Annotated in this window: 20 protein-coding genes and 4 tRNA genes; 12 read left to right on the top strand and 12 right to left on the bottom strand. The window is 61.4% G+C overall.

Annotated features, from left to right (window positions below; all coding sequences use genetic code 11):
* From CCOY_RS00445 to CCOY_RS00455, 3 genes are read right to left on the bottom strand one after another with little or no spacing between them, the layout of a single operon-like run.
* A complete protein-coding gene (locus CCOY_RS00445; RefSeq protein WP_092101147.1) occupies positions 1–1,866 on the bottom strand; it encodes a galactan 5-O-arabinofuranosyltransferase in 1,866 nt (621 codons plus the stop codon).
* A gap of 30 nt (positions 1,867–1,896) precedes the next feature.
* Positions 1,897–2,541 carry a response regulator transcription factor gene (locus CCOY_RS00450; protein ID WP_092101149.1) on the bottom strand — a complete coding sequence of 215 codons (645 nt, stop codon included), beginning with the start codon at positions 2,539–2,541 and terminating at the stop codon, positions 1,897–1,899.
* The gene (locus CCOY_RS00455; protein ID WP_070829766.1) at positions 2,538–3,212 is read right to left on the bottom strand and encodes a sensor histidine kinase; all 675 of its coding nucleotides are present in this window, start codon (positions 3,210–3,212) and stop codon (positions 2,538–2,540) included. Before CCOY_RS00455 ends, CCOY_RS00450 begins: the two co-directional genes overlap by 4 nt.
* A 92-nt stretch (positions 3,213–3,304) precedes the next feature.
* Between CCOY_RS00455 and CCOY_RS00460 the strand changes: the two genes are divergently transcribed.
* Positions 3,305–3,970 (top strand): ABC transporter ATP-binding protein, encoded by a 666-nt coding sequence (locus CCOY_RS00460; RefSeq protein WP_167594486.1) that lies wholly within the window; start codon positions 3,305–3,307, stop codon positions 3,968–3,970.
* A complete protein-coding gene (locus CCOY_RS00465) occupies positions 3,967–5,358 on the top strand; it encodes an FtsX-like permease family protein (RefSeq protein ID WP_092101153.1) in 1,392 nt (463 codons plus the stop codon). Before CCOY_RS00460 ends, CCOY_RS00465 begins: the two co-directional genes overlap by 4 nt.
* 115 nt (positions 5,359–5,473) lie before the next feature.
* Here CCOY_RS00465 and dprE2 read toward each other — a convergent pair whose 3' ends face one another.
* Genes dprE2 through CCOY_RS00480 form a run of 3 tightly spaced genes read right to left on the bottom strand, consistent with a single transcriptional unit; the run spans position 5,474 to position 7,894 of the window.
* Positions 5,474–6,238, bottom strand: a complete 765-nt coding sequence (gene dprE2 / locus CCOY_RS00470) for a decaprenylphospho-beta-D-erythro-pentofuranosid-2-ulose 2-reductase (protein WP_092101155.1) — start codon at positions 6,236–6,238, stop codon at positions 5,474–5,476.
* 9 nt (positions 6,239–6,247) lie between these two features.
* On the bottom strand, positions 6,248–7,645 hold the full coding sequence (gene dprE1 / locus CCOY_RS00475) for a decaprenylphosphoryl-beta-D-ribose oxidase (protein WP_070484962.1): 1,398 nt from the start codon (positions 7,643–7,645) through the stop codon (positions 6,248–6,250).
* Between the two features lie 21 nt (positions 7,646–7,666).
* Positions 7,667–7,894: a hypothetical protein gene (locus tag CCOY_RS00480; RefSeq protein WP_070613890.1), complete on the bottom strand. Its 228-nt coding sequence runs from the start codon at positions 7,892–7,894 to the stop codon at positions 7,667–7,669.
* Positions 7,895–7,923: 29 nt separating this feature from the next.
* Here CCOY_RS00480 and CCOY_RS00485 point away from each other — a divergent pair, with 29 nt between their 5' ends.
* The gene (locus CCOY_RS00485) at positions 7,924–8,367 is read left to right on the top strand and encodes a GtrA family protein (RefSeq protein WP_092101157.1); all 444 of its coding nucleotides are present in this window, start codon (positions 7,924–7,926) and stop codon (positions 8,365–8,367) included.
* Here the strand turns inward: CCOY_RS00485 and glfT1 are convergent.
* Positions 8,330–9,232, bottom strand: a complete 903-nt coding sequence (glfT1, locus tag CCOY_RS00490) for a galactofuranosyltransferase GlfT1 (RefSeq protein ID WP_092101159.1) — start codon at positions 9,230–9,232, stop codon at positions 8,330–8,332. The two genes, CCOY_RS00485 and glfT1, sit on opposite strands and share 38 nt — an antisense overlap.
* Before the next feature lie 73 nt (positions 9,233–9,305).
* Between glfT1 and CCOY_RS00495 the strand changes: the two genes are divergently transcribed.
* Positions 9,306–10,262, top strand: a complete 957-nt coding sequence (locus CCOY_RS00495; protein WP_143028445.1) for a putative endonuclease domain-containing protein — start codon at positions 9,306–9,308, stop codon at positions 10,260–10,262.
* A gap of 121 nt (positions 10,263–10,383) precedes the next feature.
* Here CCOY_RS00495 and wzt read toward each other — a convergent pair whose 3' ends face one another.
* Both wzt and wzm read right to left on the bottom strand, forming a co-directional pair.
* On the bottom strand, positions 10,384–11,169 hold the full coding sequence (gene wzt, locus CCOY_RS00500) for a galactan export ABC transporter ATP-binding subunit Wzt/RfbE (RefSeq protein ID WP_070422008.1): 786 nt from the start codon (positions 11,167–11,169) through the stop codon (positions 10,384–10,386).
* A 9-nt stretch (positions 11,170–11,178) separates the two neighbouring features.
* Complete coding sequence (wzm, locus tag CCOY_RS00505; RefSeq protein WP_092101163.1) at positions 11,179–12,087, bottom strand: galactan export ABC transporter permease subunit Wzm/RfbD; 909 nt, start codon at positions 12,085–12,087, stop codon at positions 11,179–11,181.
* Between the two features lie 84 nt (positions 12,088–12,171).
* Here wzm and CCOY_RS00510 point away from each other — a divergent pair, with 84 nt between their 5' ends.
* On the top strand, positions 12,172–13,383 hold the full coding sequence (locus CCOY_RS00510) for an aminotransferase class V-fold PLP-dependent enzyme (protein ID WP_092101165.1): 1,212 nt from the start codon (positions 12,172–12,174) through the stop codon (positions 13,381–13,383).
* 1 nt (position 13,384) lies between these two features.
* Here the strand turns inward: CCOY_RS00510 and CCOY_RS00515 are convergent, their stop codons facing one another.
* Positions 13,385–14,341 carry an NAD(P)H-quinone oxidoreductase gene (locus tag CCOY_RS00515; protein ID WP_092101167.1) on the bottom strand — a complete coding sequence of 319 codons (957 nt, stop codon included), beginning with the start codon at positions 14,339–14,341 and terminating at the stop codon, positions 13,385–13,387.
* Positions 14,342–14,414: 73 nt separating this feature from the next.
* Here CCOY_RS00515 and CCOY_RS00520 point away from each other — a divergent pair.
* Positions 14,415–14,502 (top strand) — tRNA-Ser (locus CCOY_RS00520).
* Between the two features lie 8 nt (positions 14,503–14,510).
* On the opposite strand, the gene CCOY_RS00525 is transcribed toward CCOY_RS00520, so the two are convergent.
* Positions 14,511–14,897, bottom strand: coding sequence for a hypothetical protein (locus tag CCOY_RS00525; protein ID WP_070819991.1), 387 nt, complete (start codon positions 14,895–14,897; stop codon positions 14,511–14,513).
* Positions 14,898–14,971: 74 nt separating this feature from the next.
* Here CCOY_RS00525 and CCOY_RS00530 point away from each other — a divergent pair.
* Together CCOY_RS00530 and CCOY_RS00535 are read left to right on the top strand one after the other, a co-directional pair.
* Positions 14,972–15,062: transfer RNA gene (locus CCOY_RS00530), tRNA-Ser, on the top strand.
* Positions 15,063–15,064: 2 nt separating this feature from the next.
* Positions 15,065–15,137, top strand: a tRNA-Arg gene (locus CCOY_RS00535).
* 42 nt (positions 15,138–15,179) lie between these two features.
* On the opposite strand, the gene CCOY_RS00540 is transcribed toward CCOY_RS00535, so the two are convergent.
* Positions 15,180–17,723 (bottom strand): hypothetical protein, encoded by a 2,544-nt coding sequence (locus CCOY_RS00540; protein WP_092101169.1) that lies wholly within the window; start codon positions 17,721–17,723, stop codon positions 15,180–15,182.
* Positions 17,724–17,892: 169 nt separating this feature from the next.
* On the opposite strand from CCOY_RS00540, the gene mgtE reads away from it, so the two are divergent.
* The 4 genes from mgtE (at position 17,893) to CCOY_RS00560 (ending at position 26,630) form a co-directional block, all read left to right on the top strand.
* Positions 17,893–19,245 (top strand): magnesium transporter, encoded by a 1,353-nt coding sequence (gene mgtE, locus CCOY_RS00545; protein WP_092101170.1) that lies wholly within the window; start codon positions 17,893–17,895, stop codon positions 19,243–19,245.
* 74 nt (positions 19,246–19,319) lie between these two features.
* Positions 19,320–19,395 (top strand) — tRNA-Arg (locus CCOY_RS00550).
* 265 nt (positions 19,396–19,660) lie between these two features.
* Positions 19,661–24,619, top strand: a complete 4,959-nt coding sequence (locus CCOY_RS00555) for a DUF7507 domain-containing protein (protein ID WP_092101172.1) — start codon at positions 19,661–19,663, stop codon at positions 24,617–24,619.
* A 157-nt stretch (positions 24,620–24,776) separates the two neighbouring features.
* Positions 24,777–26,630, top strand: coding sequence for a hypothetical protein (locus CCOY_RS00560; protein ID WP_092101174.1), 1,854 nt, complete (start codon positions 24,777–24,779; stop codon positions 26,628–26,630).
* The last annotated feature ends 243 nt before the right edge of the window (positions 26,631–26,873 follow it).

Genomic DNA, 26,873 nt, shown 5'->3' on the forward strand with positions numbered 1-26,873 from the left:
TTACTTCCTCACCGCGACAGCAAACGGTCCGATGAACTTCACGTCCCAATTCGCCTTGTCAAACGCCTTCGGGTTGAAGAACAACCCCTGGTAGCGCACGTTTGGCTGGCTTGGGTAAATGTCGTGGGCGATGTGGGTCTTAAAGTCAGAATCCTCACTGCCGCGGAAAATGAAGGCAGTCGGCGGCTCCCACTGACTGTTGTCGATAGCCTCCGTGAACTTCTTCGGGTCGTCGTAAGAAATCTGCGACCACGACTCCAGCTCACCGTTGCGCTGCTCGAACTCGCCGAGCGGGTTGGCGTAGTGGCTGGTAAACGCGTTGAATCCGAAGAATGGCTGGAAGGCCATGAAGTTGATCTCGTCGGTGTAGATCACCGCGTCGTTCTTCATGTGGCCGTGCTCTTCGATGTAGTCGGCGATCTCGTTGTAGAACCGGCCCGCATCCGGCGGGAAGCGGTCCGCGCGCTCGCCGTAGCCGTCGGTATCGGCGTAGGCCTGGTCGATGTACGCCTCGTTCTTCACCGCAATGTGCTGCACCATCTGCAGCGACGCCACGGCCACCAGGACGATCGCCACCACGTTCAGGGCGGTCTTATTCTTCACCTGCTGCTCCAGCCAGGTCAGGCGGAAGTTCGCTACCGCAATCACGCCGAGGGTGGCAAACAGCAACACAACCAGCACCTCGAGGCGGAAGCCCAGCAGGGAGGTACCCAGCAGCGTGATCGCCATGGAGGCGAGCGCCCACACGTAGCTCACGCCAATCGCCGCGCCCAGGGAGGCGATCTCCGGGTCGCGGAACCGCACGATAAGTCCAATGAGGCCGAACAGGCACAGCAGGCCTACCAGGGACAACGACAGGAACGGCAGGGCAAAGTAGGTGCCCTCGATGGGCAGGAAGTGGTTCGCGGTAGATTTCAGCGCCTCGTCACCGGTGACTACACGCCAGATGTACGGACCCCACGAGATCGCAGCGATGGCCATGGAGGCGAACCCGACGATGAGCAGGTGCTTCAGCGGGGTCAGGGTGCGCTCGCCGGTGAAGAACATCACCACCGCGATCACTACAACGGTCAGCGCGCCAATGGCGGTGAACAGGGTGTAGAACGACGCGGAAATGCCCAGGTAGATCGTCAACGCGGCGGTGGCTGCCCACGAGCCACTCAGCGCCCTGTGGGCCCACACCGCCGCGGCCGGGAGGAACATCGCCACGATTGCCGCGTAAGGCTCCTCTGGGACTTCCGTCAGCACGATCGCGGTGGTCACCACGGCAATCGCGGTAGCAACCGGCAGGGAACCGACGAGCCTGCGCCAGATCGGCGTCAGCATCGCCGCACCCGCCGCCAGGGTGGCAATCGCGTACGGCTGGTACACCTCCCAACCGTCCATGCCCAGCACGTTGGCCACACGCCCGCCGACCCAGAACCAACCCATCGGGTAGAAGGTGGGCAGGTCCTTGTAGGCCATGTCCGCGTGGCCCAGGTTTTCAGTCATGCGGGACAGGAACTGCGTCCTAAACCCCTGGTCAACCTGGATGCCGTCGAGATACAGCTTGGTGGCAGACAGCGGAATGCCAAGCGTTGCGACGACCAACCCCGCCGGCACCAACGCCATCACCGCCGAAATGATCCAGTGCTTCTTCCCGCGCGTCCACAGCACCGCCAACACAGCAGCAATGCCTAACAGGACGAACGACACACCGGTGGCCAACGACCTGGTCACCATGGAGGTATTGAACGCCGGCAGCGAGATCCGGTGCAGCACAAACCACGCAGCGAGCGCGAGAATGCCGCCTGCGAGTCCCGCCGCGACGGTACGGACGGCTGCCTGCCCCGGTGACAGCTCGTCGGGATGATAAGCGGTAGTCATGCGTAATAGTGTCGCATACGCTGCCGACACTCACCCCACGCCACGTTCCGCCAGGTACATAAGAATGGCGCGCACGCGCCGGTTGTCCTCGTCTGGGGTGAGCCCCAGTTTGGAGAAAATGCTGGACACGTGCTTCGCCACCGCCGCGCCGGAGAGGTAGAGCTTGCCCGCGATCTCACTGTTGGACAGGCCTTCTGCCATAAGTTCGAGCACCTCCACCTCGCGAGGGGTGAGCGTGGTTAACCAGCGTGAGCTCGCCGCCATGAGTGCGCCCGCCACGTCCGGGTCGATGACCACGCCGCCGCCTGCCACGGTTTCGCAGGCCTGGATGAAGTCCTTCACCTCAGCGACGCGGTCCTTGAGCAGGTAGCCGGTGCCGCCGTCGCCGTCCGCAAACAACTCACGGGCATAAGCAGGCGCGACGTATTGCGACAGCACCAGCACATTCACTGGGCCGCGTTTGCGCAGTTCCAGGGCGGCTTGGAGGCCGTCGTCACGCATGTTCGGCGGCATGCGCACGTCCGTGATCACCAAGTCGGGCCCATGCTTATCGACGACCCCCAGCAACTCATCCGCACTCTCCACCTGCGCCACAACCTCGTGGCCGCGCCGGGTGAGCAACCCTGCAACACCCTCCCGCAGCAGCGCGGAGTCGTCCGCGATGACGATCCTCATGGCGCAATCCCACTTTCTCCTCGGAACAACAGCAACGGAATACGTGCGGTGACAGTGGTCGGGCCACCGTCCGGCGAGTGCAGCTCCATCTCACCGCCGAACGCGGCGATGCGTTCTCGCATGCCCTCCAGTCCGCCGCCGGGCGTGATGCGCGCGTTGCCGCCGCCCTGGTCGGTGACGGAAACATTCAACGTGTGGTCGCAGGTCACGAGCACGCTCACGTTTTCCTTGGGTGCATGCTTCGCGGCGTTGGTTAAGGCTTCGGTGGTGAAGAAGTAGGCGGCGGCGGTGACGGAGGCGTCGATACGCGGCAGCTCGTGCGGGGCTCGGACCGTGACATGCGGGCCGTGTTGTGCGGCTGCGGTCTCGATCGCGGCAACCAGCCCGTGGTCCGACAGTTCCCGCGGGTGGATGCCACGTACGGTTCTTCTGAGTGCGTCGAGGCCGTTGTGGAGGTCGCGGGCGGCGTCGTCGAGAAGCTGCGATGCAATGTCCAACCTTGCCTCGCCCAACTTCATCGCGGCGGCCACAAAATATTGCTGCGCGCCGTCGTGCAGATCGCGCTCGATGCGCAGCCGCTCCACCTCATACGCCTCCGCGATCCTGCGCCGCGAAACCGTCAGTTGGTGGATTTTGGTGGCAGCTCGCTCCTCGTGTTTATGTCGCCGCATGGCCCCGAGCGTAGCCAGGTAGAGCTAGCACTACCCATATTCGGGACCCAGGGCCATAGCGCTTATCGACGACCACCTGTGGAATAGACACCATGCTTGAACTCAACGACATCACGAAGTCCTTCACCCAACAACGGGTTCTCGAAGGCATCAGCCTGACGGTTGGCGGAGGCGAATCCGTCGCGATCATGGGTCCCTCAGGCTCCGGCAAGTCGACCCTGCTGCACTGCATGTCCGGCGTGCTCGTGCCCGACGACGGCCAGGTGCTTTTCGACGGCCGCGATGTGGCCGCAATGAGCGACGCCGAAAGGTCTCGCCTGCGCCTGGAAAACTTTGGCTTCATCTTCCAAGACGGCCAACTGCTGCCGGAGCTGACCGCCACCGAAAACGTCGCCCTGCCGCAGATCATGCGCGGGGTGTCGCGGGCCGAGGCACACGCTGAAGCCATCGACATGCTCACCCGGTTGGGCTTGGGCGCCTTTGTAGATCGGTACCCGGGGCAGCTCTCCGGCGGCCAGGTGCAGCGCGTGGCCATCGCGCGCGCGTTGGCCGGGCCGCCGTCGGTCGTGTTTGCCGACGAGCCGACGGCGGCGTTGGACCAAGCCACCGGGCATGAGGTTATGCAGCAGATCGTGGCAATCGCGCAGAAGTTCGGTGTGACACTCGTGCTGGTCACGCATGATCCGAAGATCGCCGACTGGTGCAGCCGCCGCGTCGAAATCCGCGACGGCCTGATCCACTCGGAGGTGACACGATGAGTGCGGTGACGTTGATGCGCTCGGCGGTGTCGCAGACAAGCGAAGGGCGCTCGCAACGGCAGATCGGCGAACGCTGGGTCCGTGCGTTGTCGCTGGTGGCGGTAACCGTAGCGACCTGGATGCTGTGCACGCTCATGGGCGGCACCTGGATGTTCCTCGCCCGCGACCTGCACCCGCACGAGGCGCTGGTGGAAATCGCAGAGTCGATGGGCGGGCCGATTTCCATCGCGTATATCTTCCTCGCGCTGTTCGCGTGCGTGCTCCTCGTGCCAAGCCTGTTGGGGCTGCTCACCCAAGCCGCGCGGGCGAACCTCGGCGGGCGCGAGGAGCACCTGGCGGTGCTTCGCCTCATCGGCGCGACCGCCGGCGAGGTGCGCGGAATGATGATCCTGGAGTCGCTGCGCCAGGCCCTGGTTGGGTTGGTGCTCGGGTCGGTGCTGTACATAGTTACGTGCCCGGCGTGGTCGCTGCTGACGTTCCAGGAAAAGCGCGTCGGCGCCTGGGAGATGCTCACCTGGTGGGTCATCCCCATCGCTTGGATCGTCGTGCTCGTGCTGGCCGCCTGCTCCGTGTGGCTTGCTTTGCGACGAGTCGCCGTCACCCCACTCGGCGTCACCAAGAAAATCCCGCCGAAGGGACAAAACATGATCACGCTGGTGTTGTCAGTGGTTGGTGCGGTGGTGCTGTACCGCTACCTAAGCTCGCTCACCATCGCTCCGCAGGCAGACGCGTTGGAGTTCGGCGCCTTGTTGGTGGTCGCAGGCGGCATTCTCACCGTCAACGCACTGATCGCCGTCGGTTTGATCCAACTCCTCGCACGCCTGAGCTACCGAGTCCCCGGGGCCGCGAACTACGTGGCCACGCGCCGGGTCGGCAGGGGAGCGAAAACCACCTGGAAGCGCGTCACCGCCCTGTACTTCGTGGCGTTCATCGGCGGCGTCGGCGCCTGGATCTCCGCGGTGCCGGAGATCGACGACCAGCCCGCCCTGAAGATGATCACAGGGGACATCCCCTCCGGCGTGGTCATCACCGCTGTCTTCGCGGCGGTCCTGTTGGTGTCGTCCACGCTGCTCACCCAGGCACTTTCCGTGGTGGAGCAGAAGCAACTGACCAAATCGCTCTACTTCATTGGCGCGCCGGCCGCGTTCCACACCAAGGTTGCCGTGCGCGAGGTTGGGGTTCCCATGCTGGTGGTGGCCCTGCTGGGATTCGGCATGGGTGGCCTGATGGGCACCATCATGGTCGTGGTTTACGTCAACGTGCTGGACAAGGTGGCGCTGTTCGCTGCGCTTGTTGCGGTTGCGCTGGTTGGTTGTGTCCTGGCGGTGGTGGGGACCGGTCGGCTCCGCGAGCAGGTGCTGATGGGGATGGGCAGGGCTAACGACTAGAAAATAGTTCCCGGGGTGTGAACTATCTTCCACCAAGACGAAAACGACCTGCAGGAAGTGAATCTTTTGCAGGTCGTTGTTGAAGAAAGTTCCCCGGCTGGGAACTATTTTGGCGCTAGAAGTTGAGCTTGCTCATGATCGGCGCCGGAATCGCCTTCAGGACCAGGGAGATCGGGCCGAAGAGCTTGTGCACGAACACCGATGGCTTGCCGGCCAGGGCGGCCTCCACGGCAGCCTCGGCGACGTCCTCCTTGTTTACGGTCAGCGGGGCCTCGTCGAGACCATCGGTCATCTTGGTGCGCACCTGGCCCGGACGGACCACGGTGACCTTCACGCCGCTGTCCTTCAAAGCTTCACCGAGCTGCAGGTAGAAGCCGTCGATGCCGGCCTTGGATGCGCCGTAGACAAAGTTGGAACGGCGCACGCGCTGGCCCGCCACCGACGACAGGGCGATGATGTTGCCGCGGCCCTGACGCTTCATCTCCTGGCCCAACAGCACACCGACCGACATCGGGGCGGTGAAGTTGGTCTGCGCCGAAGCGACGGCGGCAGCCTGGTCCTGCCAGAGCTGCTCCTGGTCGCCGAGCGTGCCGAAGGCGACGACGGCGACGTCGACCTCGCCGTCCTCAAAGGCTGCCTCGATCACCGCAGGGTGGGAGGCGAAATCCAGGGCGTCGAAATCGACCAGGCGTACATGGCCGGCGCCGGCGCGCTGGACTTCGGCGATGGCGTCGTCGATACGCGGGGAGTCCTTGCGCGCACACAGGGTGACGGTGGGGTTGCCGCCGCGGGAGACGAGCTCGCTGACAATCGCGAGCCCGATCTCACTCGTGCCGCCGAGGAGGAGGATGTGTTGGGCTTGGCCTACTGCGTTCAGCATGGGTACTCCTTAGTTGAGCTCAAGACGGCGGGACATGTCGGATGCGAACACGCCGGTCGGGTCGATGTCGCGGCGGGTCTTCAACCAGCCTGGCAGTTCCGGATACATCTTGTGGAACTTCTCCGCGCTGGTGCGGGATTCCTTAGCCAGGTAGAGGCGGCCGCCGAACTGCATGACCTGGTCATCCAGGCGGTCGAGGAACTCGTTGAGGCCCGGACGGATTGGGAAGTCCACGCACACGTTCCAGCCCTTCATCGGGTAGGACAGCGGTGCCTGGTTGCCTTCGCCGAACAGCTTGAACACGTTCAGGGCGGTGTAGTGGCCGGAGGACTGGATGTCGTAAATGATGTCCTTGAACGGCTCCACAGCGTCGGTCGGGACGACGAACTGGTACTGCAGGAAGCCAGCCTTGCCGTAGCCGCGGTTCCACTTCCCGATGAGGTCCAGCGGCTGGTAAAACTGCGTCAGGTTCAGCACCTGGTTCCGGGCGGGGGAGCCCATCATGTAGTACGCCTCGCCGATCGCCATCAGGGAGAGCTTGTTCATGGTCCAGGACGGGAAAATGTCCGGCACCGTCATCAACTGCGGGGCGTTGAACTTCAACGGGTCCTTAGCCAGCTTCGGGGCGAACTCCTTCAACTGATCCAAGGTGGCCAGCGAGCCGCGGGAGATGGTGGAGCGGCCCGTCTTCGGCGGTGCGGAGATCGCGTCGAACCAGGCCGACGAGTAGGTGTAGTTCACCTCAGAGCCGTCGGAGTGCACCGCGATCGTCTCGTCGAGCGTGTTGGTGCGGTCGGTGTCCGCGATGAAGTAGGCGGTCTCCGTCTTGGTCATCTGGATCCGGGCGCGCAGGATGATGCCGGTCAGGCCCATGCCGCCAACAGTGGCCCAGAACAGCTCAGCGGTCTCGCCGGTCGGCTCCAAGTGCAGCACGCGGCCGTCCGCCACCAGCAGCTCCATGGACAACACGTGGTTGCCAAACGAGCCCGCAGAGTGGTGGTTCTTACCGTGAATATCCGGGCCGATCGCGCCACCAATGGTGACCTGGCGGGTACCCGGCAGCACCGGGACCCACAGGCCATACGGCAGGGCGGCCTTCATGAGTTGGTCAAGGCTCACGCCCGCGTCGACGTCGACAATGCCGGAATCCGGGTCGATGGAGTGGATCCGGTTCAGCGGCGTCATATCGACGACCAAACCGCCACCATTCTGGGCGGGATCACCATAGGAGCGACCCAGACCACGGGCGATGACGCCGCGGCGCTTGTGCTCGGGCAGGTCCGCGTTCTCATCCGCGACCCGCTTGACTGCCTCCGCAATCGTGTCCACGTCAGGGGTGGACAGGACCTGGGCGGTAGATGGGGCGGTACGGCCCCATCCGTAGAGGGATTGGGTTGTCAGTTCCATGCCCACAACCCTACCGCCGGACTAGAGATCCATAATGCTACGAATCTCCGCGGGCAGTTCTTCTTGGCTCGAAATCACAGGTCCGTCGTGTTCGCGAAGAATCTCATAGATACGTGTGCGGCCTTTGGAGTCCACAAACGGCAGCTCCTCGGCCATCAGGCGCACCATGAAGTCGGACAGGGGGACCTCCACACGCTGTGCTGCCTCGTGGATCGCGTCCGGGTCATCACCTTTGTAATGCTTCCTCATGGCACATGAGCCTAGTAGGGTAAACGCCCGTGTCCTCGAACGCTTCCCTAAAACAGCAGCTCATCCCGTTTTTGGTCATCGGTATCGGCTGCGCTGTCATCGACTTCGGCATCACCAACACCCTCGACCAAGCCCTCGACGTCCAGCGCGACCTTGCCAAGGCCGTGGGCTGGGTCTTCGGCACCATCTCCGCCTACGTGCTGAACTCCAAGTTCGCCTTCAACGCCAAAATCGACGCCAAAAAAGCCAGCGCCGTATTCATCCTCTACGCCACCACCTTTGCGGTGCAGATGCTGCTGTGGAGGGTGACGGACGAGCCGTTGTCGTCGCTAGGCCTGCAAGATTCGTGGAAGAACGCCGTGTCCTTCGTCATCGCACAAGGCGTAGCGACGACTACCAACTTCCTCCTCCAGCGCTACTGGATCTTTAAGGACGCTAAGGGCGACGAAAGTCCTCTCGCGCCCCCCGCCTAAGCAACTTCAGCCAATCGACGAAGCCCTTCGGATCCTTCTTCTCCACCAGGAAGAACCACCCGAACCGGACAACCTCCTGCAACTGCATCTTCTTCATACCGCGCTGATTGATGATGTAGCCACGGTTGCGGTATGTGAAATACCGCTTCGTCTCATTGTCAGGGAACTGCGCATGCGCCCGCCCACCCATAATTGGATGGAACTCGTCCGACCCATCCGGGTGCAGATAAAACGCCGTCAACGCCGTGCCATACTTCAGGCCCGACTGCGCCAGACGACGGTGATACTCCACCTCATCGCCCCTGATAAACAAACGGTAATCCGGCACGCCGATGCGCTCCATCGCCTTCGCCGAAATCAACGCGCCATTAAACAAACTCGCGTACTGCGGCAGAAAATCGCCCTGCAACTCATCCACACGCCGGTGCCACGTCGTGCCCTGCCGCAGCGGAAACGCCAGCTTCTCCGGGTCGTTAATGTTCGCCACCACCGGCGACACCTCCGACAACTGATGCTTCTCTGCGGTTCGGTAGAGCTCTTCGAGGACGGTGTGGTCTTTCGGGCGACCATCATCATCCGCGCACCAAATCGCATCCGCCCCCAACGCCAGCGCGTGCAAGAATCCGTAGGCGAAGCCACCCGCCCCGCCCAGATTGGTCTTGCTTGGTAGGTAGACGCCCTTGTCGTTGGCGAGCTCGCCGACAAGCACACGCACCGCATCCTCATCACCGTTATCCACCACAATGACCCAATCCACCGGATGCGTCTGCGACACCACCTGCTCCAACGAGTGTCGCAGCAGGTCAACGCGCTTATGGGTCACAATCACGGCAGCAGTCGTACCGTTGCGATTCAAGGCAGTCATACATTTATTGTGCCCGAGGGATCCCAAACCGTCGCTCTTGCGTCTAATAACCATGACGAACCTACGAAACGGCATGAGTGTCGACATCGAAGCAATCCTCATCCACGACAAACAACGCACACCCGACCTCACCTACCACCAAGTCAGCGCCGACCGCTACCTCGCCACCGAACACTGCCGTGAAGAATGGCGGGTGGACAACGACGCCCGTCACCACCCACGCGGCGTGCGCTACCACGGCTGCGCCGCCGCCCGTGCCATCGCCCACGCCGTCGAACGCCCCGGCAGCATCGTCTCCGGCTTCTCGGCACTCGCCCTCTATGGCTTGCCCTACCTGGTCGAAGGAGCCGACACCACGCTGCTCGCCTCCTCGGGACGCAACCAACTCGCAGGGCCTTGCTTACCGACGATCCGACGCCACTCCCGAGCAACCTTCCCCATTTGGAAAGTCACCCACCGTGGCGTTGGCCTTCGGACGGCTAGCCCAGTGGCGGCAGTTGTCCAGGCGTTGATCCAGGTCAAACGCGGGGAGCACTGTTGGAATGTCGTCGATGTAGAGGGCCTGTCTGCCGAGGAAGTCCGAGCGGTGCAACTCGTCGACTGTGTCCGCCGCTTCTGGGACATCACACCCGCCGACATTAAGGCCGCTGCCTGCCACAAAATCAACGCCAGTTGGTTGGGGAAGGTCTTGCGGCTCAGCAGCTCTCTTGCCGATTCCCCCAAGGAGACCGAGATGCGCCTTCTCGTTGCGGTGCTCGCGGCCCGGTATGGCCACGTTGTGCAGGAGCAGGTGCCGCTGGTCGTCGACGGCAGGACAGTGACCACGTTTGACCTGGCCATTCCTGATCTGAAGATTGCCGTTATGTACGACGGCGAACACCACTCGGACTATAAGCAGCGCAACAAAGACTCCTCCATCAACCTCAAGATGACCTTGGCGGGATGGACGCCCGCGAGGTGCTCGTCCAGGACGATGTTTGAATGCCTGGGCCTCGTCGAGTCCCTGATGCAAAAAAGTTCCCAGCGATAATGGGATTCGTGGAACTTTTATGGGGTGTGTCGCCCGGCGTCCTGGGGAAAGTGAAACTTTTGGGGGCCGAAATCGAAGAAAGTTCCCGGGCGGGGAACTTTCTTCGGGAGATGGTTGACACCTACCCGTGGAAGCGCTGCACCAGTTCTGCGACGTGGTCGCCGGCTTCGGGGCCTTCGTAGGCGCGGACGACGTCGGCAACCAGGCCGGCCTCCCTAATTTCGCCCTTGTCCACCCACAACGCGGTGTTGCAGAGCTGCGCCAGGAAGTCGTTGGAGTGGGAGGCGAACACGAGGATGCCGGAGCGCTCGACCATTTCGGCCAACCTCACGCGGGCTTTGGACATGAAGGCGGCGTCGACGGCGCCGATGCCTTCGTCGAGTAGCAGGATCTCGGGTTCGATGGAGGTGACCACGCCCAACGCCAGGCGGACGCGCATGCCGGTGGAGTAGGTGCGCAGGGGCATGGAGAGGTAGTCGCCGAGTTCGGAGAATTCGGCGATGTCGTCCATTTTGGCTTTCATCTGTTTGCGGGTCTGGCCGAGGAATAGGCCGCGGATGATGATGTTTTCGTAGCCGGAGATTTCGGGGTCCATGCCGACGCCGAGGTCGAAGACGGGGGCGACGCGGCCGCGGACGTCGGCGACGCCACGGGTTGGTTCGTAGATGCCGGACAGTAGTCGCAGCAGGGTGGTTTTACCTGCGCCGTTGTGGCCGACGAGGCCGACGCGGTCGCCCTCCCTTAAATGCAGGTTGATGTCGCGGAGCGCTTCGACGACGACGGTGTTGGAGGCGTTCTGGCCGATTTTGCCGCCGGCCGAGGACATCATGGCCTTTTTCAGGGAGCGGGATTTGGCGTCGAAGATGGGGAAGTCGACGCAGGCGTTGTAGGTGTCGATGGAAACCATGTGTAACTCCTAGACCCAGTACGGCACGCGGAAGCGCCACTGTTTCATGGCCAGCAGGGTGATGAGTACGCCGACGATGGTGCAGGCGATGACGATGAGCCAGTTGTAGGTGGCGACGGGGTCGTCGATAAGCGGTGCTCTGACGATTTCGAGGTAGTGGAACAGGGGGTTGATTTCGGCGAGCATTGCACGCTTCTCGACGACACCACCCTGGTCCTTCAGCGTCCTCGTCGTCCACACGATTGGGGTGACGTAGAAGAGGAGTTGGACGAGGGCTTCGAGCAGCGGGGCGACGTCGCGGAAGCGGGTGGCCACCATGCCAAAGAACATGGCGACCCACACGCCGTTGACCAGCAGCAGGGCCATACCCGGGAAGAACAGGAGGGTGTTCAGGGTGATGGGGATGCGGAAGATCAGCGCCAGGATCACCCAAATGACCATGTTGTGGGCGAGGAACAGCGTTTGGCGCCACACGAGCCGGTAGATGTGGACCGACAGGGCGGAAGGGAGCTGTTTGATCAGGCCTTCGTTTTCGATGAAGACGTTCGCGCCGTCTTTGATGCAGCCGGAGATGAAGCCCCAGACGATGAAGCCGACGGTGACGTGTGGGAGGAAGTCGGCGACGTCGATTTGGAACAGCATGGAGTACAGCAGGCCGAGGGCGAGCGACATCACGCCGGTGGCGATGGTGATCCACAGGGGGCCGAGCGTGGAGCGTCGGTAGCGCTGTTTGATGTCCTGCCAGCCGAGTTGGAGCCAGAGCTCGTGTTGGCCCCAGCCGCGGATGAGGTCGTCGAATGCCCGCCGGAACGTTTTGGATGTTGATGGCGGGGTGTTTTCGCCAGGCGCGCTGGTCATCCGGGCGACGTCATCGCGCAGTTGTTCTACGTTATGCACGCAGTTCACCCTAGTGCACATGTTTCGTGCTCCCGAGCTGGTGGTGTGCGCTGTGTCGGACGTGCGTGCATAATTAAGGGCGTTCTTGCGTGAAGGAGGTCGGCCGTGGCTTATGACGTGTGGGGGGTCCGTGGGCTTTACGGGTCGTTGGGTGGCGGTTGGACGTATCTGAATGCGCATGTGTCGCCGCAGGTGCCGGAGAAGGTTGCGGGGGCGGTTGCGCGGAGTTTCCGTAATGCTGCGTCGGTGCCGCCGCCGGAGCCGGTGTTGGGATCGCATTCCCGGTCGGATGTTGGTTTGCCGGAGGGGGCGGAGTATCCGAAGGCGGCGCGGGTAGCTATTGCGGATCTGGCTGGGGTGATGCCGGAGCAGGTGGTGTTGGGGCCGAGTGTTCCGGCGTTGTATTCGGCGTTGGTGTCGGCGATGCGTCCGATGTTGCGGCATAACTCGTCGATGGTGCTGAATCCGGTGGATCGTCCGGTGTTGTCGGGGCGTTTGCAGCGCGCTGGCGTATCGACGACCTGGGCGCAGGCCGATCTGGCCACCGGCGATTTGCCTGCGTGGCAGTACCGCGACATTGCGGACGGGTCGACGCGTTTGGTGTCGGTGCCGGCGGCGCATCCGGAGTTGGGCAACGTTGTGGGCGTTGCGGACATTGTGGAGGCGGTGCGTGAGAAGTCCCGGGCGTGGGTGCTTGTGGATGCGTCGGCGTACGCCCCGTACCGTCCGTTGGATTTGGATGCGTGGGGTGCCGATATCGCTGCGGTGGACATGGCCCAGTTCGGCGGCCCGGAGATCGCGGCCCTGATTTTCCGTGACGCGGCGATGTTTAAGCGTTTGGACCGTGAGGCTCTCGAGTTGGAGGTGTCGCCTGGTCTTGCTGGTGGTGTGCCGGCTGTGGTGGAGCACTATGCGTCGTTGGTTGAGGGGGCGGCGGGGAGGTCGTCGAGACGCAATCGCTTGAAGTACTCGATGGGGGAGACCACCGCGTACCTGAACGGGCTGCGGGATGATCTGCATACGTTTTTGGGCACGCTGCCTGCGGTGCACATCGTTGGTGTGACGGGCGAGGCAGCGGAGGACGCGCGTGTGGAGCGCATCCCGCGCCTGGCGTTCGGTGTGCGAGGCGTGCCGTCGGAAACCGTGCTGGATCGCTTGGTCACGCACGGTATTGTCGCTGCTCAGACGACGCAGACACAGCTTCTCGACGACATGGGCGTCGCCGACATGGGCGGCGCCGTCACCATCGCCATGTCGCCCTTTAATACCCAGAACGACATCGAGCAGTTGGTGCGCACAGTCGCCTCGCTGGCGTAGCCTACGCGATCAAAAGGATTTTTCCGGTGTTGTCGCCGGAATCCATGTGGTCGTGGGCCTTGGCGGCGTCGGCGAGGGGGAACGTGGCGGTGATGTTGGGCTTGATCTGGCCCGATTCGATGAGCGGCCAGACGTTCTTCACCGTCGAGGCGACAATCTCCGCCTTCATCGGACGCGGCCGGGCGCGCAGCGTGGTGGCGTGGACCGACAGGCGCCTCGGCATCATCCGGCCAAGCGACAGGGTGCCCTTCGGCCCGCCCTGCACCGCAATGACCACGAGGCGACCGTCGGTGTTGAGCGTCTTGATGTTCTGCTCCAGGTACGGCCCGCCAACCACGTCGAGGATCACGTCCGCCCAGGCCTTGAGTTCCTCGTCGAAGTCCTGCTCCTTGTAGTTAATAAGGACGTCCGCGCCGAGGCCCTTGCAGTAGTCGAGCTTCTCCTGGCTGCCCGCCGTGACGGCGACGGTGCAGCCCAGCGCCTTGCACAACTGGATGGCGAACGAGCCGATGCCGCCCGCGCCGCCGTGGATCAGCACGTTGTCGCCTTCCTGGATGCCGGCGAGCATGCCCAGGTTCGACCACACCGTGCAGGCCGCCTCCACCACGCCGGCGGTTTCCTCCAACGTGAGGTTCGCGGGCTTCGGCGTGAGCTGGCCCTCCGGCACCGCGACGTATTCGGCGTACCCGCCGCCCGCCAGCAGGCAGCCGACCTCTTCGCCCTTTTCGTGCCCGGTGGTGCCCGGGTCCTCGATCACGCCGGCGCACTCCAGGCCAATAATCTCCGACTCACCCTTCGGCGGCGGATACTTACCTTCGGCCTGCACGATGTCGCCACGGTTCACGCCCGCCGCCGTGACCCTGACCAACACCTCCCCATCCTGCAGTTGCGGGGTGTCTACCTCGGTGAGTTCGAGGGAGCGAGGGTTGGTGTCGTCGATAAGTGTGATCGCTTTCATGCGGCTAGGCTACCGAGATTGAGCGACGCGCGACGTGTTGTAGAGTATGTGCGTCGCACTTGCTTTGCGACGAGGAGACGTGGCAGAGCGGCCGAATGCACCGGTCTTGAAAACCGGCGAGGTTTATCCCTCCAGGGGTTCAAATCCCCTCGTCTCCGCCAATTACTTCTTATGGGAAGAGTTCCGGCATGGTGTGGAACTGGCGCTCGCCGGGAACGTCACGCAGGATTTCGATGGCGCGCTTGGTGTCCGGGCGGTTCTGGCCGGCGACGACCTGGATCTGCTCGAGGGGGAGGGGGTTGGTGAGGTGTACGGGGGTGGTGGTGTCGTCGATAGGCAGAATGCCCTGAAGATCGCCCGCTGGGATGCCGAGCAGCACAGTGCCTTCGGGCGCGTCGCGCAGCACCGATGTTTTCGGCGTGAAATGCAGCGAGCCGGTGAGCGGACCAGTGCCGAGCGTGTCCAGTGCCGCGGGGAACCAGAGGAGGTAATCCGCGGTGTCGCCGGAATTGTCGCGTGCTGCCAGTCCGGAATTGAGCCACGTGTGGATTTTCATGCGGCCGAGTATACGGACGGATTTCGGTGATATTTGGCTGCTCGCCCGGATACAGGTAATGTGTACGCAGCGCTGGAGATGTGCCAGAGTGGCCGAATGGGGCTCCCTGCTAAGGAGTTGCCCCCTTGACGGGGGCCGCAGGTTCAAATCCTGTCATCTCCGCCATTGCGCCCGTAGCTCAACGGATAGAGCATCTGACTACGGATCAGAAGGTTGGGGGTTCGAATCCCTCCGGGCGCACAAGAAAAACCCCCGCTCAGCGGGGGTTTTCGCATTGAGGGGCTACTGCGTCTCGACGACCGGCGCAACCGTAGTCGGCGCCTCCTCCTTATCCTTGCGGGACGAGCCGTTGACGTTGATGTCAACGCTCTGCACGTCCGGGACACAGGTGCGTACCGCGGTAGCGATCAGCAGCGCGGAAACCAGGCCGACGATACCGCCGCCGATTGCCATCGCCTGGGCAGGATCGAGGCCAGCGTTGCGGGCGGCCGCGGTGAAGATGTCGCCAGCCTGGCCGTTTGCCTGACCCAGGCCCGGGAGGCCCGCCTGGTTAGCCAGCGCGAGCGGCAGCATCAGGACCAGCGGCACGCCAAGGCCGACGAGGGAAGCGATGCAGCGCGGGTCGGAGGACCCACCGGTGGCGTTGACCTTGGCGCCGACGAGCTTGTCGCCGCCCTGCTGGTCGCCGTTGCCACCCTTCTTCGAGGAGCCACCCGAGCTGCCGAACAGACCACCGTTGGCGTTGTCGCGGATGTCCGGGTTGGCGTTGTTCGTGACCACAACGGAGTTGTTCGAGCCGTTGTCGTTCGCGTTGCCGGTGATGACAACGGTCGGGTTGGCGTTGTTGGTCGCCACGACCGAGTTGTTGGAACCGTTGTTGTTCAGGTTGTCGCGCGGGTTTGCATTGTCCGTGACGACGACCGAGTTACCAGAACCGTTGTTGTTCGCGTTGCCGGTGACAACAGGGTTCGCGTTGCCCGTCACAATGGCCGAGTTGTTCGAGCCGTTGTTGTTGGCGTTGTTGGTGATGACCGGGTTGGCGTTGTTGGTGACCACAACGGAGTTGTTCGAGCCGTTGTTGGACCCGTTGTCGTTCATGTTGCCCGTGATAACCGGGTTCAGGTTATCCGTAATGACAACGGACGGGTTGCCGTTGTTGTTGAAGTTGTCGCGCGGGTTCGCATTATCGGTAACAACCACGGAGTTGTTGGAGCCGTTGTCGCGAATGTCCACCGTCGGGTTCGCATTGTTCGTCACGACGACCGAGTTGCCGGAACCATTGTTGGAGCCGTTGTCACGGATCTCCACGGTCGGGTTGGCGTTGCCGGTGACGATGATGCCGCTCGGCTGCACCTCAACCTTGACGATGCCCTCCAGCGGGCTCTTGCCGTCCTTACCGCCACCGAGCAGGCCGCCGAGAGCGTTGCCGATGACACCACCAAGGCCGCCGCCGCTGCCGCCTTCGGAGCCTTCGCCCTTGCCGCCACCGATCAGGTTGCCAATGAGGCTGCCCAGGCCGGTGCCGCCGGTCGCGCCGCCGATGATGCTTCCCAGCAGCGGGCCGAGAATGTCTGCTGCGGTACCTGCTACTTCAGCCGGGGTTTTGGACGGGTTCTTCGCAGCAATCTTCAGCGTTGCCTTGAACGTGTCCTTCGTGCCGTCGGCGTGGACCTGCTCGACGGAGACAGGCAGTTCAATGTCGCCTTCCGTGAAGGTGGCCGGCGGGGTGATGCGGACGCCGTCGGCGTCGGTGGTGACGCTCCAGCCGGTCGGCAGGCTCACGCCACCCTTGCTCAGGGTCACGCCCTTCGGCAGCTTGAGCGCATCCAGCGTCTTGGCGGAGGTGGACTTCTCAAAGTCGACCGGGTAGGTCTTCTCCAGTTCCTTTTCCCAATCGCCGACGGGGCGCTCGTCGATAACGTTCAGACGCAGCGTGGTCGTGAACGCCTCGCCCTCGGCGGGGGTCACCTTCACGGCGATGTCCTTGTTGCCGGTACCAAAAGCAGTCGCGGACTGCGGGCGAATCACGGTGAGGGTGCCGTTGTCGTTACGGAAGTTCCAGTTGAAGATCGTGTTCGTCGTCGGTGCGACGGTGTCACCCGGCTGCAGTTTCAGGCCTTCGACCACTGCTTCCTTCTTGTTCCAGAAGTTGGCGGTGTTGAAGCGACCGTTGAAGGCGTTTGCGGTTGTCTTCGGGGCATTGCTTGTCGACGACTCCTCCGCCGGCGGGGTAGCCGTCGTCGGAGCCGGCTCAGACGTTGGCTCTTCCGCAGGAGCGGTCGTGGTCGGAGCGGGCTCCTCCGAGGTTGGGGCCTCGGGCGTCGGTTCCTCGGACGTTGGGGCCTCGGAGGTCGGCTCCTCAGGCGTTGGCTCCTCCGGCGCTGGGCAGGCGTCGGCAGGCTCGGTGAACGTGTTTCCCTCGGCCTTCTTATCCACGACGTTGACCTTCAGCGTGGTGTCGAAGGAGGACCCGTCGGCCTTGGTTACCTTGACCGCAATGTTCTGGTTACCTGTCCCGAAGGAGATCGCAGCCTCTGGACGGATGAGAATCAGGTTGCAGCCGCTGGTGCGGAAGCGCCATTTATTGCGGGCGAGAAGGAGTGCCGTTGCTTCGACCTTGTCGCCGGGCTCAAGCACAAGCCCTTCTACGACTGCTTCGTCGACATCCCAGAAGTTGGTGGTGGTGTAGGTGGTGTCGAACGCGCTGGCGTCGACAGCTGCCGCCACCGGGGTGATGCTGACGGGGGATACGAATGGCGCCACCAGCGCCAGGGAGAGCGCGCCCGCCGCGATGGATACGCGTCGGGAACGTACAGTTTTTGCCATGGGGGCTCCTTGGGTCTGGGCGATAACGCCGATTCCTGGGTGTTTCCGCGAGATGTATCGCAAAACGTTCGTAAAGTTTTACACATGCGTAATAAATGCGGAATAGCTATCTGGGAATAGCCCCCGCTCGGGTGAATATGAAGCCAGGTACGCTCGCGGTGTGAGAGCTATGCAAACGGCTGATTTGGCCAATATTGAACGGAAGTTGCGGCGCCGCCGTCTATCCCCGCGTGATTTGGCTGCTATGCAGCGGAAACTCGCGGGGATGGACTTGCGTGACATCGTCCGTTTGGTGGAGCGGCAGCCGTCGAGACGCGGTGCGGAGCTGGTGCGACTGCTGCCAGCGCCTCGAGCCGCTGTGCTTTTCGACGCCCTCGCGCCCGCCCACCAGGCCGAAATCGTCGAAGCCTTAGGCGATCATCAGATCCCCGGCCTGTTCGATGCCCTCGGCACCGAGGACTTGGTCATGCTGCTCGATCACATGGATCCGGAGGTGGCGGAGCGGGTTCTCAACGAGTTGGATGAGGACGACCGCGCCTACACAGACCTGATTCTCGCCTACGAGAAGGGGTCAGTCGGTCGTGTGATGTCGCCGAATGTGGAGGCGGTTGGTGCGACGGAGACGGCGCAGGAGGTCGTCGATAAGCTGCGCTCTCACGTTGATGACTTGGAGACGATCTACACCGTGCCAGTTATCGACGACATGCACCACGTCACCGGTGTTCTCAGCCTGAAGGACCTGTTCAAGGCGCGCGCGGACGACGAAGTGGGCACCATCATGCGCGAAGCCCAAACCGTCCTGGAAAGCGAAGATGCCGAATACGCGGCGCGTCGCCTGATCGCGTCCGGCCGCCTTGCGTATCCAGTTGTGGATAACGGGCAGCACCTCGTGGGCATTTTCACGTACGACGAAGCCCAGGACATCGTCGAATTCGCTGACAGTGAGGACTCTGCCCGCCTGGGTGGTTCCGAGTCGCTGAAGCAGCCGTACCTGTCCACACCAGTGCTGAACCTGGTGCGCTCCCGTATCGTGTGGCTGCTCGTACTGGCGGTCTCTGCGATCCTGACCGTGCAGGTTCTCGGCATTTTCGAGGACACCCTTGCCCAGGTCACCGTGCTGTCGCTGTTCATTCCGCTGCTGACCGGTACCGGCGGCAACACCGGCAACCAGGCGGCAACGACGGTCACGCGTGCCCTTGCGCTTCACGACGTATCCAAGGGCGACATCTTCAAAGTCATGTGGCGCGAACTCCGCGTCGGCGCGACCCTTGGTTCGGTGCTTGGTATCCTCGGTTTGGGCATCGCGTGGGCCGTTTTCGGGCAAGAAATCGGCATTGTGATCGGATCCACACTCTTTTGCGTGTGTGCGATGTCCGCGACCGTCGGCGGCATCATGCCGATCATCGCCCGCGCAGTCGGCGCCGACCCGGCAGTGTTCTCCAACCCGTTCATCTCCACCTTCTGTGACGCGACCGGTTTGGTTATCTACTTCCTTATTGCCAAGAGCGTTCTCGGCCTGTAATGGGGGGTCTGAACAGCGGTTTTGGTGGTGCGCTCCGCCGGGTGTAATGTTCTTCTTCGTTGCCAACAGGCACTGCGCCCGTAGCTCAACGGATAGAGCATCTGACTACGGATCAGAAGGTTGGGGGTTCGAATCCCTCCGGGCGCACCAATTTTGGGAAGGCCCTGCACAAACTGTGTGGGGCCTTCCCTTTTTGCTTCTTTCGCGATTTGTCTGAGACGTAATTACGGCAAAGATTAATAAACCCTTTGAATCTGAATAAACACTGATTAAGCAGGGGCTTTAGATGTGAGTGCGCTTGAAAGCGCCTGTCCAAGTTGGTAAATTATTTGGAAGTCTCGCGCGGAAGTTCGTGTTCTATGTACTTCTTGCTCGAATTTCTCCCGTTATAGAAAAATCAACCATTGGAGCAATCTTGAACAACGCTTCCTCTCCGTTCGATTTCAATGCAAACTTCTCCGCGCGCCGTTCCTCACGTCGCGGCTTCTCCGGTAAGCGCACCGCCATTGCAGGCATGACCGCAGTGTCGCTGGCGCTGTCTGGCTTGACTGTGCCGAGTGTTGTTGGTGGGGAGGTGCAGGTTGCAGGGGCGCAGGAAACTAATAAACGTCCGGCAGGTTCGTTGCTTCAGGTGACCTCGAAGGCGGTCGGGCGGGACATTGAAATCTGGATCGCTGAGGATTCCTCGAATCAAACGTTTAATGAACTGATTTTCTCGATGCGTGAGAATGCGCCCTTGATCAATACCACCACAAAGGATCGTCGCTACCCGAAAGAACGCTATACGTTTGATGAGGTTTATATCTCCAATGGCAGGAAATTTGTAAGGGAACAGGGACTTAGTGCGTCCCTCATTAATGCGGCGATTGGGGATAATTGGGAGCAGGGACTAAGCCAAACACCGAACAACGGGCCGGTAGCGCGTATTACTTTCAATAAACCAATTGCAACGAATGGCGGGGCAATTAAACTCGTCGCGAAGGGTGCGAACAAGAAAGGTCTAGACAAAGAGGGAAAGAATACCCAGTGGCCGTACTCAGGTGGTCCTGCCTCGTCTGGGTTGACTAGATCCTGGGTCGAGACTGCGAAGCCGGGTTCTTTGTCTGGAACTGTGAAGCCTGGCTCGATTCAAAAGGTTGAACTCGTTGATGCCAATGGAAGCTCTACGACCGTATCCGTGAATTCTGACGGTAAAATCTCTGCATCTGGCATTCCCGAGGGGGCTTACACCCTTGTAGTTACACCAGCACGCGGATACGCAAAGCCCGATGGTCGGCAGGTGAAGATTAAGGCCAATGAAGAATACAAGCTTGGGGATATCACTCCGCAGCGCGAGAAGGGATCCATTAAAGGATCTGTAACGAATGCCCCAAAGGACTCGAATCTGAAGATCCGTGTTACCGGAGTCGAAGATGCCACTCGCGATGTTGAAAAGATTGTTATTGTTGACGTAAACAACGGCGAGTACTCGGTTTCGGATTTGCCAACGGGTAAATACCGGGTCGAGGTTGTGGAAGAAACTGTTCCTGGTGACCTTGCCGTGCCTGACCCGCAGAGCGCTAACGTCACGAATAATGGCATCGAAACTAAGAACTTCGAGCTGACTAAGCGAATTGGCTTCTTGACAGTTGAGCTCGATACTCCTGTACCGGTTGAAGTTAACGCGCGTCATAATGACAATGACATTTACCCTTTCGGAATGGTAGACCGTGGATTTACCTGGGGAAAGGCCCCAATTGGTTCTTACACAGTAGAAGTGAAGACGCCTGAGAGGTATTCGGTCAGAGGCGAGGCCGCGACACACGTCTCGGAGAACGGCGATGGCAAGGTCAAGTTGACCGTTACCCGTGATAAGGGTTCGGTGTCTGGTTCTGTGGATCCGGAAGCTGTTGAAAAGATTGAGTTGGTTGACCCGAAGACGAATGAGCGTCGTGAGGTGTCGATTGATTCCAACGGCAATGTGAAGCTGGATGAGATTCCGACGGGTGACTACACGGTTGTGGTCACTCCGAAGGATAAGGATAAGTACACCGCGCCTAAGGATCAGACAGTGGAGGTGAAGAAGGACCAGGACACCAAGCTGGAGAATGTTGCGCCTTCGCGCGATAAGGGTTCGGTGTCTGGTTCTGTGGATCCGGAAGCTGTTGAAAAGATTGAGTTGGTTGACCCGAAGACGAATGAGCGTCGTGAGGTGTCGATTGATTCCAACGGCAATGTGAAGCTGGATGAGATTCCGACGGGTGACTACACGGTTGTGGTCACTCCGAAGGATAAGGATAAGTACACCGCGCCTAAGGATCAGACAGTGGAGGTGAAGAAGGACCAGGACACCAAGCTGGAGAACATCAACCCGACCCCGAAGCCGACGACCAGCAAGCCGACGCCGACTCCGACGACTGAGAAGCCGACGCCAACTTCGACAACTGAGAAGCCGACGACCACGAAGGTGACCGTGACCACGTCGAAGCCGACGCCGACCTCGACGACTGAAAAGCCGACGACCACGATGGTGACCACGTCCAAGCCGACGCCAACTTCGACAACTGAAAAGCCGATGACCACGAAGGTGACCACGTCGAAGCCGACGCCGACCTCGACGACTGAAAAGCCGACGCCGACCACGACCACTCCGGCCGAGACCAAGCCTTCCATTACCGGCACAGTCAAGGACAAGGACGGCAAGCCGCTGCCGCAGGACGGCGAGGGTAAGCCGAATGTCACGGTTTACGGACCTGATGGCGAGAAGGTTGCTGAGAACGTAGAGATCACGGATCCAGAGGGCAACTTCGAGATCCATGGTCCGGACGACAAGCCGCTGCCTGACGGTAAGTACATCGTCGAGGTAGAGACCCCTGAGGGCATGAACAACCCACGTCCGAAGATCGTTGAGGTCAAGGACGGCGAGTCTGATCCGATCGAGTTCGAGGTCGACAAGTCGGAACGTGGCCGCAAGGACAAGTCTGACCGCATCGGTGAAAACACCGTCGGTGGTTGGTTGATCGATGAGCACGGTAACCCGATCCAGGGTGCAAAGATCAAGTTCATCAAGAAGGATGTCGCTGATCCGAACACGATCTCGGTCGATCCCCGCACTGAGGAGACCAAGGGACCGGAGTACTTCGACTACGAGATTCCGCTCAGCGTTGATGGAGACGGCTTCTTCGTCACCCCGGAGATCGATTTCCAGTACTTCCCTGAAGGCGTCGTCGATTTCGACATGGAAATTGAGCTGCCGGAGGGCTGGCCGGACACCGACATCAACGGCAAGCCGCTGAACCGTAAGGTCACGGTGAAGCAGGGCGAGCGTACCGACATGGGCGAGATCCGTGTCAAGGCTCCGATCGATCAGTCCATTGAGGGCAATGTCAACGACGGCAACGGCAATGCTGTTCCGGGTACCAAGGTCGTAGTGACCGACCCGAACGGCGACTCCAAGATCATCGACGTTGATGAGAAGGGCAACTTCAAGATCGAAGATGTCACGCCTGGCGTCAACGAGATCGAGATCCTGACTCCGGGTAGCGACCGCGAGATCGACAAGATCAAGGTTCCGGTCCGCCCTGGTGATGACGTGAAGCTGCCGGAAATCCAGCTGACCAAGAATGCTTCCCTGAAACTGGAGAAGCAGGTCTGGGGCCGCGACGCCGATAACCTGGGCCAGGTTAAGGACAAGGACGGCAATCTTGTCGACGATGTCATGACCACCCTTCCCGGCGAAGATCTCTACTACGAGCTCTTCATCACCAACACCGGTGATACGCCGATTAAGAACATCGAGATCGATGATCCGGAACTTCAGTCGCGCAACATCGAATTGAAGATGCCGGAAGGCTGGACTGCTGAGCTCGCCCCGGGTGAAACCGAGGTGATTAAGGCCAAGATGAAGGCTCCGGAGGATGCGTTCGACTTCAACAACGTCGCTACCGCCTTCGGTGAAACCTCCACTGGTGAAAAGGTAGGTTCCGCACCGGATTCGGCGTACACCAAGTTCATCAAGGCAGAGGTGCACAAGAAGGTCAACGCCCGCTTTGCTACCAACCCGGACAAGCCTGTTCGTATGGGCGTCGGCAACGCGCTGAAGTTCACCTACGAAATCCAGAACACCGGTTCTGCACCGATGGTGAACGTGGAGCTAAAGGACGCGATCTTTGAGGGCGATGCCAAGGACAAGGATGGCAACGACGTTCCAGCTGATCAGCTGAAGAAGGTCAAGGATCTTGAGATTAAGAAGCCTGAGGGCTTCAACGGCACGTTGCTGCCAGGTCAGCGTGTGATCTTCACTGCTGAGATCCCGGAAGGTCTGGCTAACAATGTCCGTCACCACAACCAAGCACAAGCAACGGGTGAACTCCCGACGCGTCCGGCTCGTGGCCGCGGCCTCGCGGGTGAACCGGACTACGGCGATGACCCGTCATCCACGCTGATCATCTCCCCGCGCGAGAACCTCAAGGGCAACGCTCACATCATCGTTGACCAGGGTGCTCCGCTGGCTGACAACCTGCGCCTGATCGCATGGGTTGATGAGAACCAGAACCGCACGCAGGACGAGAACGAAGGCCTCGCAGGGCTGAAGGTCAAGCTGGTTCCGACCGATGGTGGTCCGTCCATCGCGGGCGAGACCAACGAAGACGGCAACGTCTACTTCGAGTCTGCACCGTGGGGTGAGTACACCTTCGAGATCGACAACCCGGGCAACCTGCGTCTGATTGATCCGCGTGATCCGGAGAAGAACTCGTCCCGTGCGGGCTCGACCCTGGAGTCGAAGCCGTTCAAGGTTCGCGGCAAGTTCTCCGAGCCGTTCGAACTGCGTCCGGCTGCGGATGATCCGTCCCAGAAGGAAATCGTGATCGGTCTGCAGTTTGAGAAGGGCAACGGCGACATCGCTGCAGGTGGCGGTATCGGCAGGGACAACGAAATTGTTGGCGAGGACGGCAGCTCCCTGGGCAAGTGCCTGGCCACCGCATCCTCGGTATCCAACCCGGTTGCGTGGCTGGTGCCGATCGGCCTTCTCGGTGCAGTCGCCGGTGGTATCGGTGTGATGTTCGAAGACGAGCTCAACGCCGCGGCCGCACAGGCCAACGAGGCAGTGCGCAGCGTGATGCCGAACGTGAACATTGAAGTCCCGTCTGTGTTCAACCAGTTCCAGGCGCAGATCGACCAGGTCAACCGCCAGCTGTCCCAGATCAACCCGGCCGCCCCGGCTGCGGTTGCCGGTGTTGGCCTCCTGGCTGTGGCTGGTCTGATCATGGGTCTGTACTACGCCAGCTGCCAGCTCGGCTGGAACGTAGAGACCGAGGGCAGCAGCTCCAACAACAAGGCCGAGGCAACGGAGACCGCCAAGCCTGAGGAGCCAGCGGAACCGGCTGAAGCCTAAAAGCTGACCCGCCTACGAAACCGATGCAAATTGCTCGGCGAGTAGGCGGGTTTCGCTTTTGTTCGGGATGTATTGTGAAGTCCAAGGTTGGCGTATACATTCATATGTGGTTTTTGGGGGCGCTCGCGCGCGCTTTTTCTATTCTCGAGAGGTAATAATGGCAGCAACATCCAAGGCAAAACGTGCCGTCGGGCTTTCGCTCGCGGCAGCAGTCGCAGGCTCGATCGCACTCGTGCCGGTCGCAAACGCACAGGAGAGCGCTACTGCGAAGGAGACTGCGCCTGTGACGTCGTCTGCTGCGGTGGACCCGGTGTCGTCGACAAGCAATGCGAGCAGCGTATCGACGACCCCAGCAACCACCCCGGCCACCGCCAACACCCCCGTGGCGGACTCGGCCGCGCCGGTGACGCAGACCCCAGCCAAGGACTCGAGCATCTCGGATGCTGCAAAGGCATTTGCTGCCTTGTTCCTGGATACGCCCGGTAACGGCACCGGTACCTCTGGCGCGCAGTACAACTCCAAGGGCCGTACCTACACCGCTCTTGCGCGCCACCCTGAAAACAAGCTGCTGTACGCCATCTCCCAGGACGAGGAGGGCAAGGACGCCGGTCACCTGCTGCGCATTAACGCCAACGATGGTGGTCTGATGGATCTGGGCAAGATCGACCTCAAGGGTGACGACGCCACCAAGATCGACACCGCTGCCTTCACCGCAGGCGGCACGCTTGTGCTGTTCGGCGAGGACAAGGTGTACACCCTGGATCTTTCCGACGATAAGTCGGGCGCCAAGAACACCCCGCTCGCGTTCACCACTAAGCCGCTGAAGATCGACGGCGTGAAGGAAGCCGGCAAGCCCGCCGCATGGGCTGCCGACGGTGAGAAGAACGAGACCTCGCTTGTCGCCCTGTCCACCAACGACAAGGGTGAGGCTTACCTGTGGCACCTCGACGTCGACGAGAAGGCCCCAGCCGCGACCCACGCCGCTGTGACAGTGCCGGAAAAGGCAACCCTGCCGAAGGTAAAGGCACTGAACTACGCCTACAAGAACGAAGACGGCGAGTTCGTCTTTGCCGACGACGACGCGACCGCTATCCACGTGAAGGACAACGCGGTTTCTAACGTCGTCACCAAGGGTGATGAAGCTGACAACTTCGCCGGTGTCGCTGGCCTCAAGCTGCCTGGCCTTGACAACCCGGAGACTGGCGCTGCAACCCCGACCGCAACCCCGGGCAGCGAGACCCCGACGAACCCGGCCACGACCACCACGCCTGCCACCGAGACCCCGACCAACTCGGCCACGACCCCAACCGCGCCTGCGGCTGAGGATGACTGGGTCATGGAGGTCCTTGTCCGCACCGATGACAACAAGGCTGTTGAAGGCGCTGAGTTCAAGAGCGCTGATGGCCGCGTTGCCGGTAGGACTGGTGCCGACGGACGCGCAAACGTCGTGTTCGATCTGAATAAGGACGCTAAGGATCGCAAGCTGATCAAGCTCACCTTGATCGAACCACCGCACGGCTACAAGAACACGGAAATCCAGGTCCAGCGCAACGCGAAGACCGCAGAGATCGTCCTGCCGCGTGACCCGAACGTGACCACGTTGAACCGTCCGCAGCAGATTTTGAAGGCGATTGATGAGTTCAAGCCGATTGCCACCAAGGTTCTCGGCCCGGCTGCCGCAATGGCCGGTGCCGCGAGTCTCGCAGGTGCCGGTGGCGGTGCGAAGACCAAGAAGTCCTCGGCGACGCCACTGCCGCTGAAGACCACCCCGAGCCGCTCCACGGGCCGCACCACGTCCGTGAAGAACGCAAGCAACAACTCCAACCGCGTTGCTGCGAAGGGTTCGACTTCCACGAAGAAGACCACCACCTCCTCCAGTAAGGAGCGCGACGGTGATCTTGCGGATACCGGTACGCCGATGCGCGCCGTGATCTCCCTCGGCGTCCTGCTGATGCTGGTGGGTGGCGCCTACCTGGCGCTCGGCCGTCGCCGCGAGACCAACGAGAACTAAAAACCAGGCATAGAAACGCCCGCAGGATTCGACACCGGCGGGCGTTTCCGCGTCTGTGGGCTGATCGTCTAGCTGGGCTTGTGATGCTGCTAGACGGTCTCGTTTTGGCCTCTGTGTTTGCCCTGGTGGTGTTGGGGTTGTTTGTCGTTATGGGGCTGATCGTCTAGCTGGTGTTTCGGGGTGCTAGACGATGAGCGTTGGGGTGGTGTTCTCCTGGTCTGCTAGTGGTGTTCGGGATTGTGC

It is taken from the genome of Corynebacterium coyleae (genome assembly GCF_030408635.1).
GTDB lineage: Bacteria > Actinomycetota > Actinomycetes > Mycobacteriales > Mycobacteriaceae > Corynebacterium > Corynebacterium coyleae.

What these genes read in the sequence shown, in the direction of transcription:
- CCOY_RS00445 (WP_092101147.1), bottom strand. Translation starts at nt 1,866, where the DNA reads ATGACTACCGCTTATCATCCCGACGAGCTGTCACCGGGGCAGGCAGCC.
- CCOY_RS00450 (WP_092101149.1), bottom strand. Translation starts at nt 2,541, where the DNA reads ATGAGGATCGTCATCGCGGACGACTCCGCGCTGCTGCGGGAGGGTGTT.
- CCOY_RS00455 (WP_070829766.1), bottom strand. Translation starts at nt 3,212, where the DNA reads ATGCGGCGACATAAACACGAGGAGCGAGCTGCCACCAAAATCCACCAA.
- CCOY_RS00460 (WP_167594486.1), top strand. Translation starts at nt 3,305, where the DNA reads ATGCTTGAACTCAACGACATCACGAAGTCCTTCACCCAACAACGGGTT.
- CCOY_RS00465 (WP_092101153.1), top strand. Translation starts at nt 3,967, where the DNA reads ATGAGTGCGGTGACGTTGATGCGCTCGGCGGTGTCGCAGACAAGCGAA.
- dprE2 (WP_092101155.1), bottom strand. Translation starts at nt 6,238, where the DNA reads ATGCTGAACGCAGTAGGCCAAGCCCAACACATCCTCCTCCTCGGCGGC.
- dprE1 (WP_070484962.1), bottom strand. Translation starts at nt 7,645, where the DNA reads ATGGAACTGACAACCCAATCCCTCTACGGATGGGGCCGTACCGCCCCA.
- CCOY_RS00480 (WP_070613890.1), bottom strand. Translation starts at nt 7,894, where the DNA reads ATGAGGAAGCATTACAAAGGTGATGACCCGGACGCGATCCACGAGGCA.
- glfT1 (WP_092101159.1), bottom strand. Translation starts at nt 9,232, where the DNA reads ATGACTGCCTTGAATCGCAACGGTACGACTGCTGCCGTGATTGTGACC.
- CCOY_RS00495 (WP_143028445.1), top strand. Translation starts at nt 9,306, where the DNA reads ATGAGTGTCGACATCGAAGCAATCCTCATCCACGACAAACAACGCACA.
- wzt (WP_070422008.1), bottom strand. Translation starts at nt 11,169, where the DNA reads ATGGTTTCCATCGACACCTACAACGCCTGCGTCGACTTCCCCATCTTC.
- wzm (WP_092101163.1), bottom strand. Translation starts at nt 12,087, where the DNA reads ATGTGCACTAGGGTGAACTGCGTGCATAACGTAGAACAACTGCGCGAT.
- CCOY_RS00515 (WP_092101167.1), bottom strand. Translation starts at nt 14,341, where the DNA reads ATGAAAGCGATCACACTTATCGACGACACCAACCCTCGCTCCCTCGAA.
- CCOY_RS00525 (WP_070819991.1), bottom strand. Translation starts at nt 14,897, where the DNA reads ATGAAAATCCACACGTGGCTCAATTCCGGACTGGCAGCACGCGACAAT.
- CCOY_RS00540 (WP_092101169.1), bottom strand. Translation starts at nt 17,723, where the DNA reads ATGGCAAAAACTGTACGTTCCCGACGCGTATCCATCGCGGCGGGCGCG.
- mgtE (WP_092101170.1), top strand. Translation starts at nt 17,893, where the DNA reads ATGCAAACGGCTGATTTGGCCAATATTGAACGGAAGTTGCGGCGCCGC.
- CCOY_RS00560 (WP_092101174.1), top strand. Translation starts at nt 24,777, where the DNA reads ATGGCAGCAACATCCAAGGCAAAACGTGCCGTCGGGCTTTCGCTCGCG.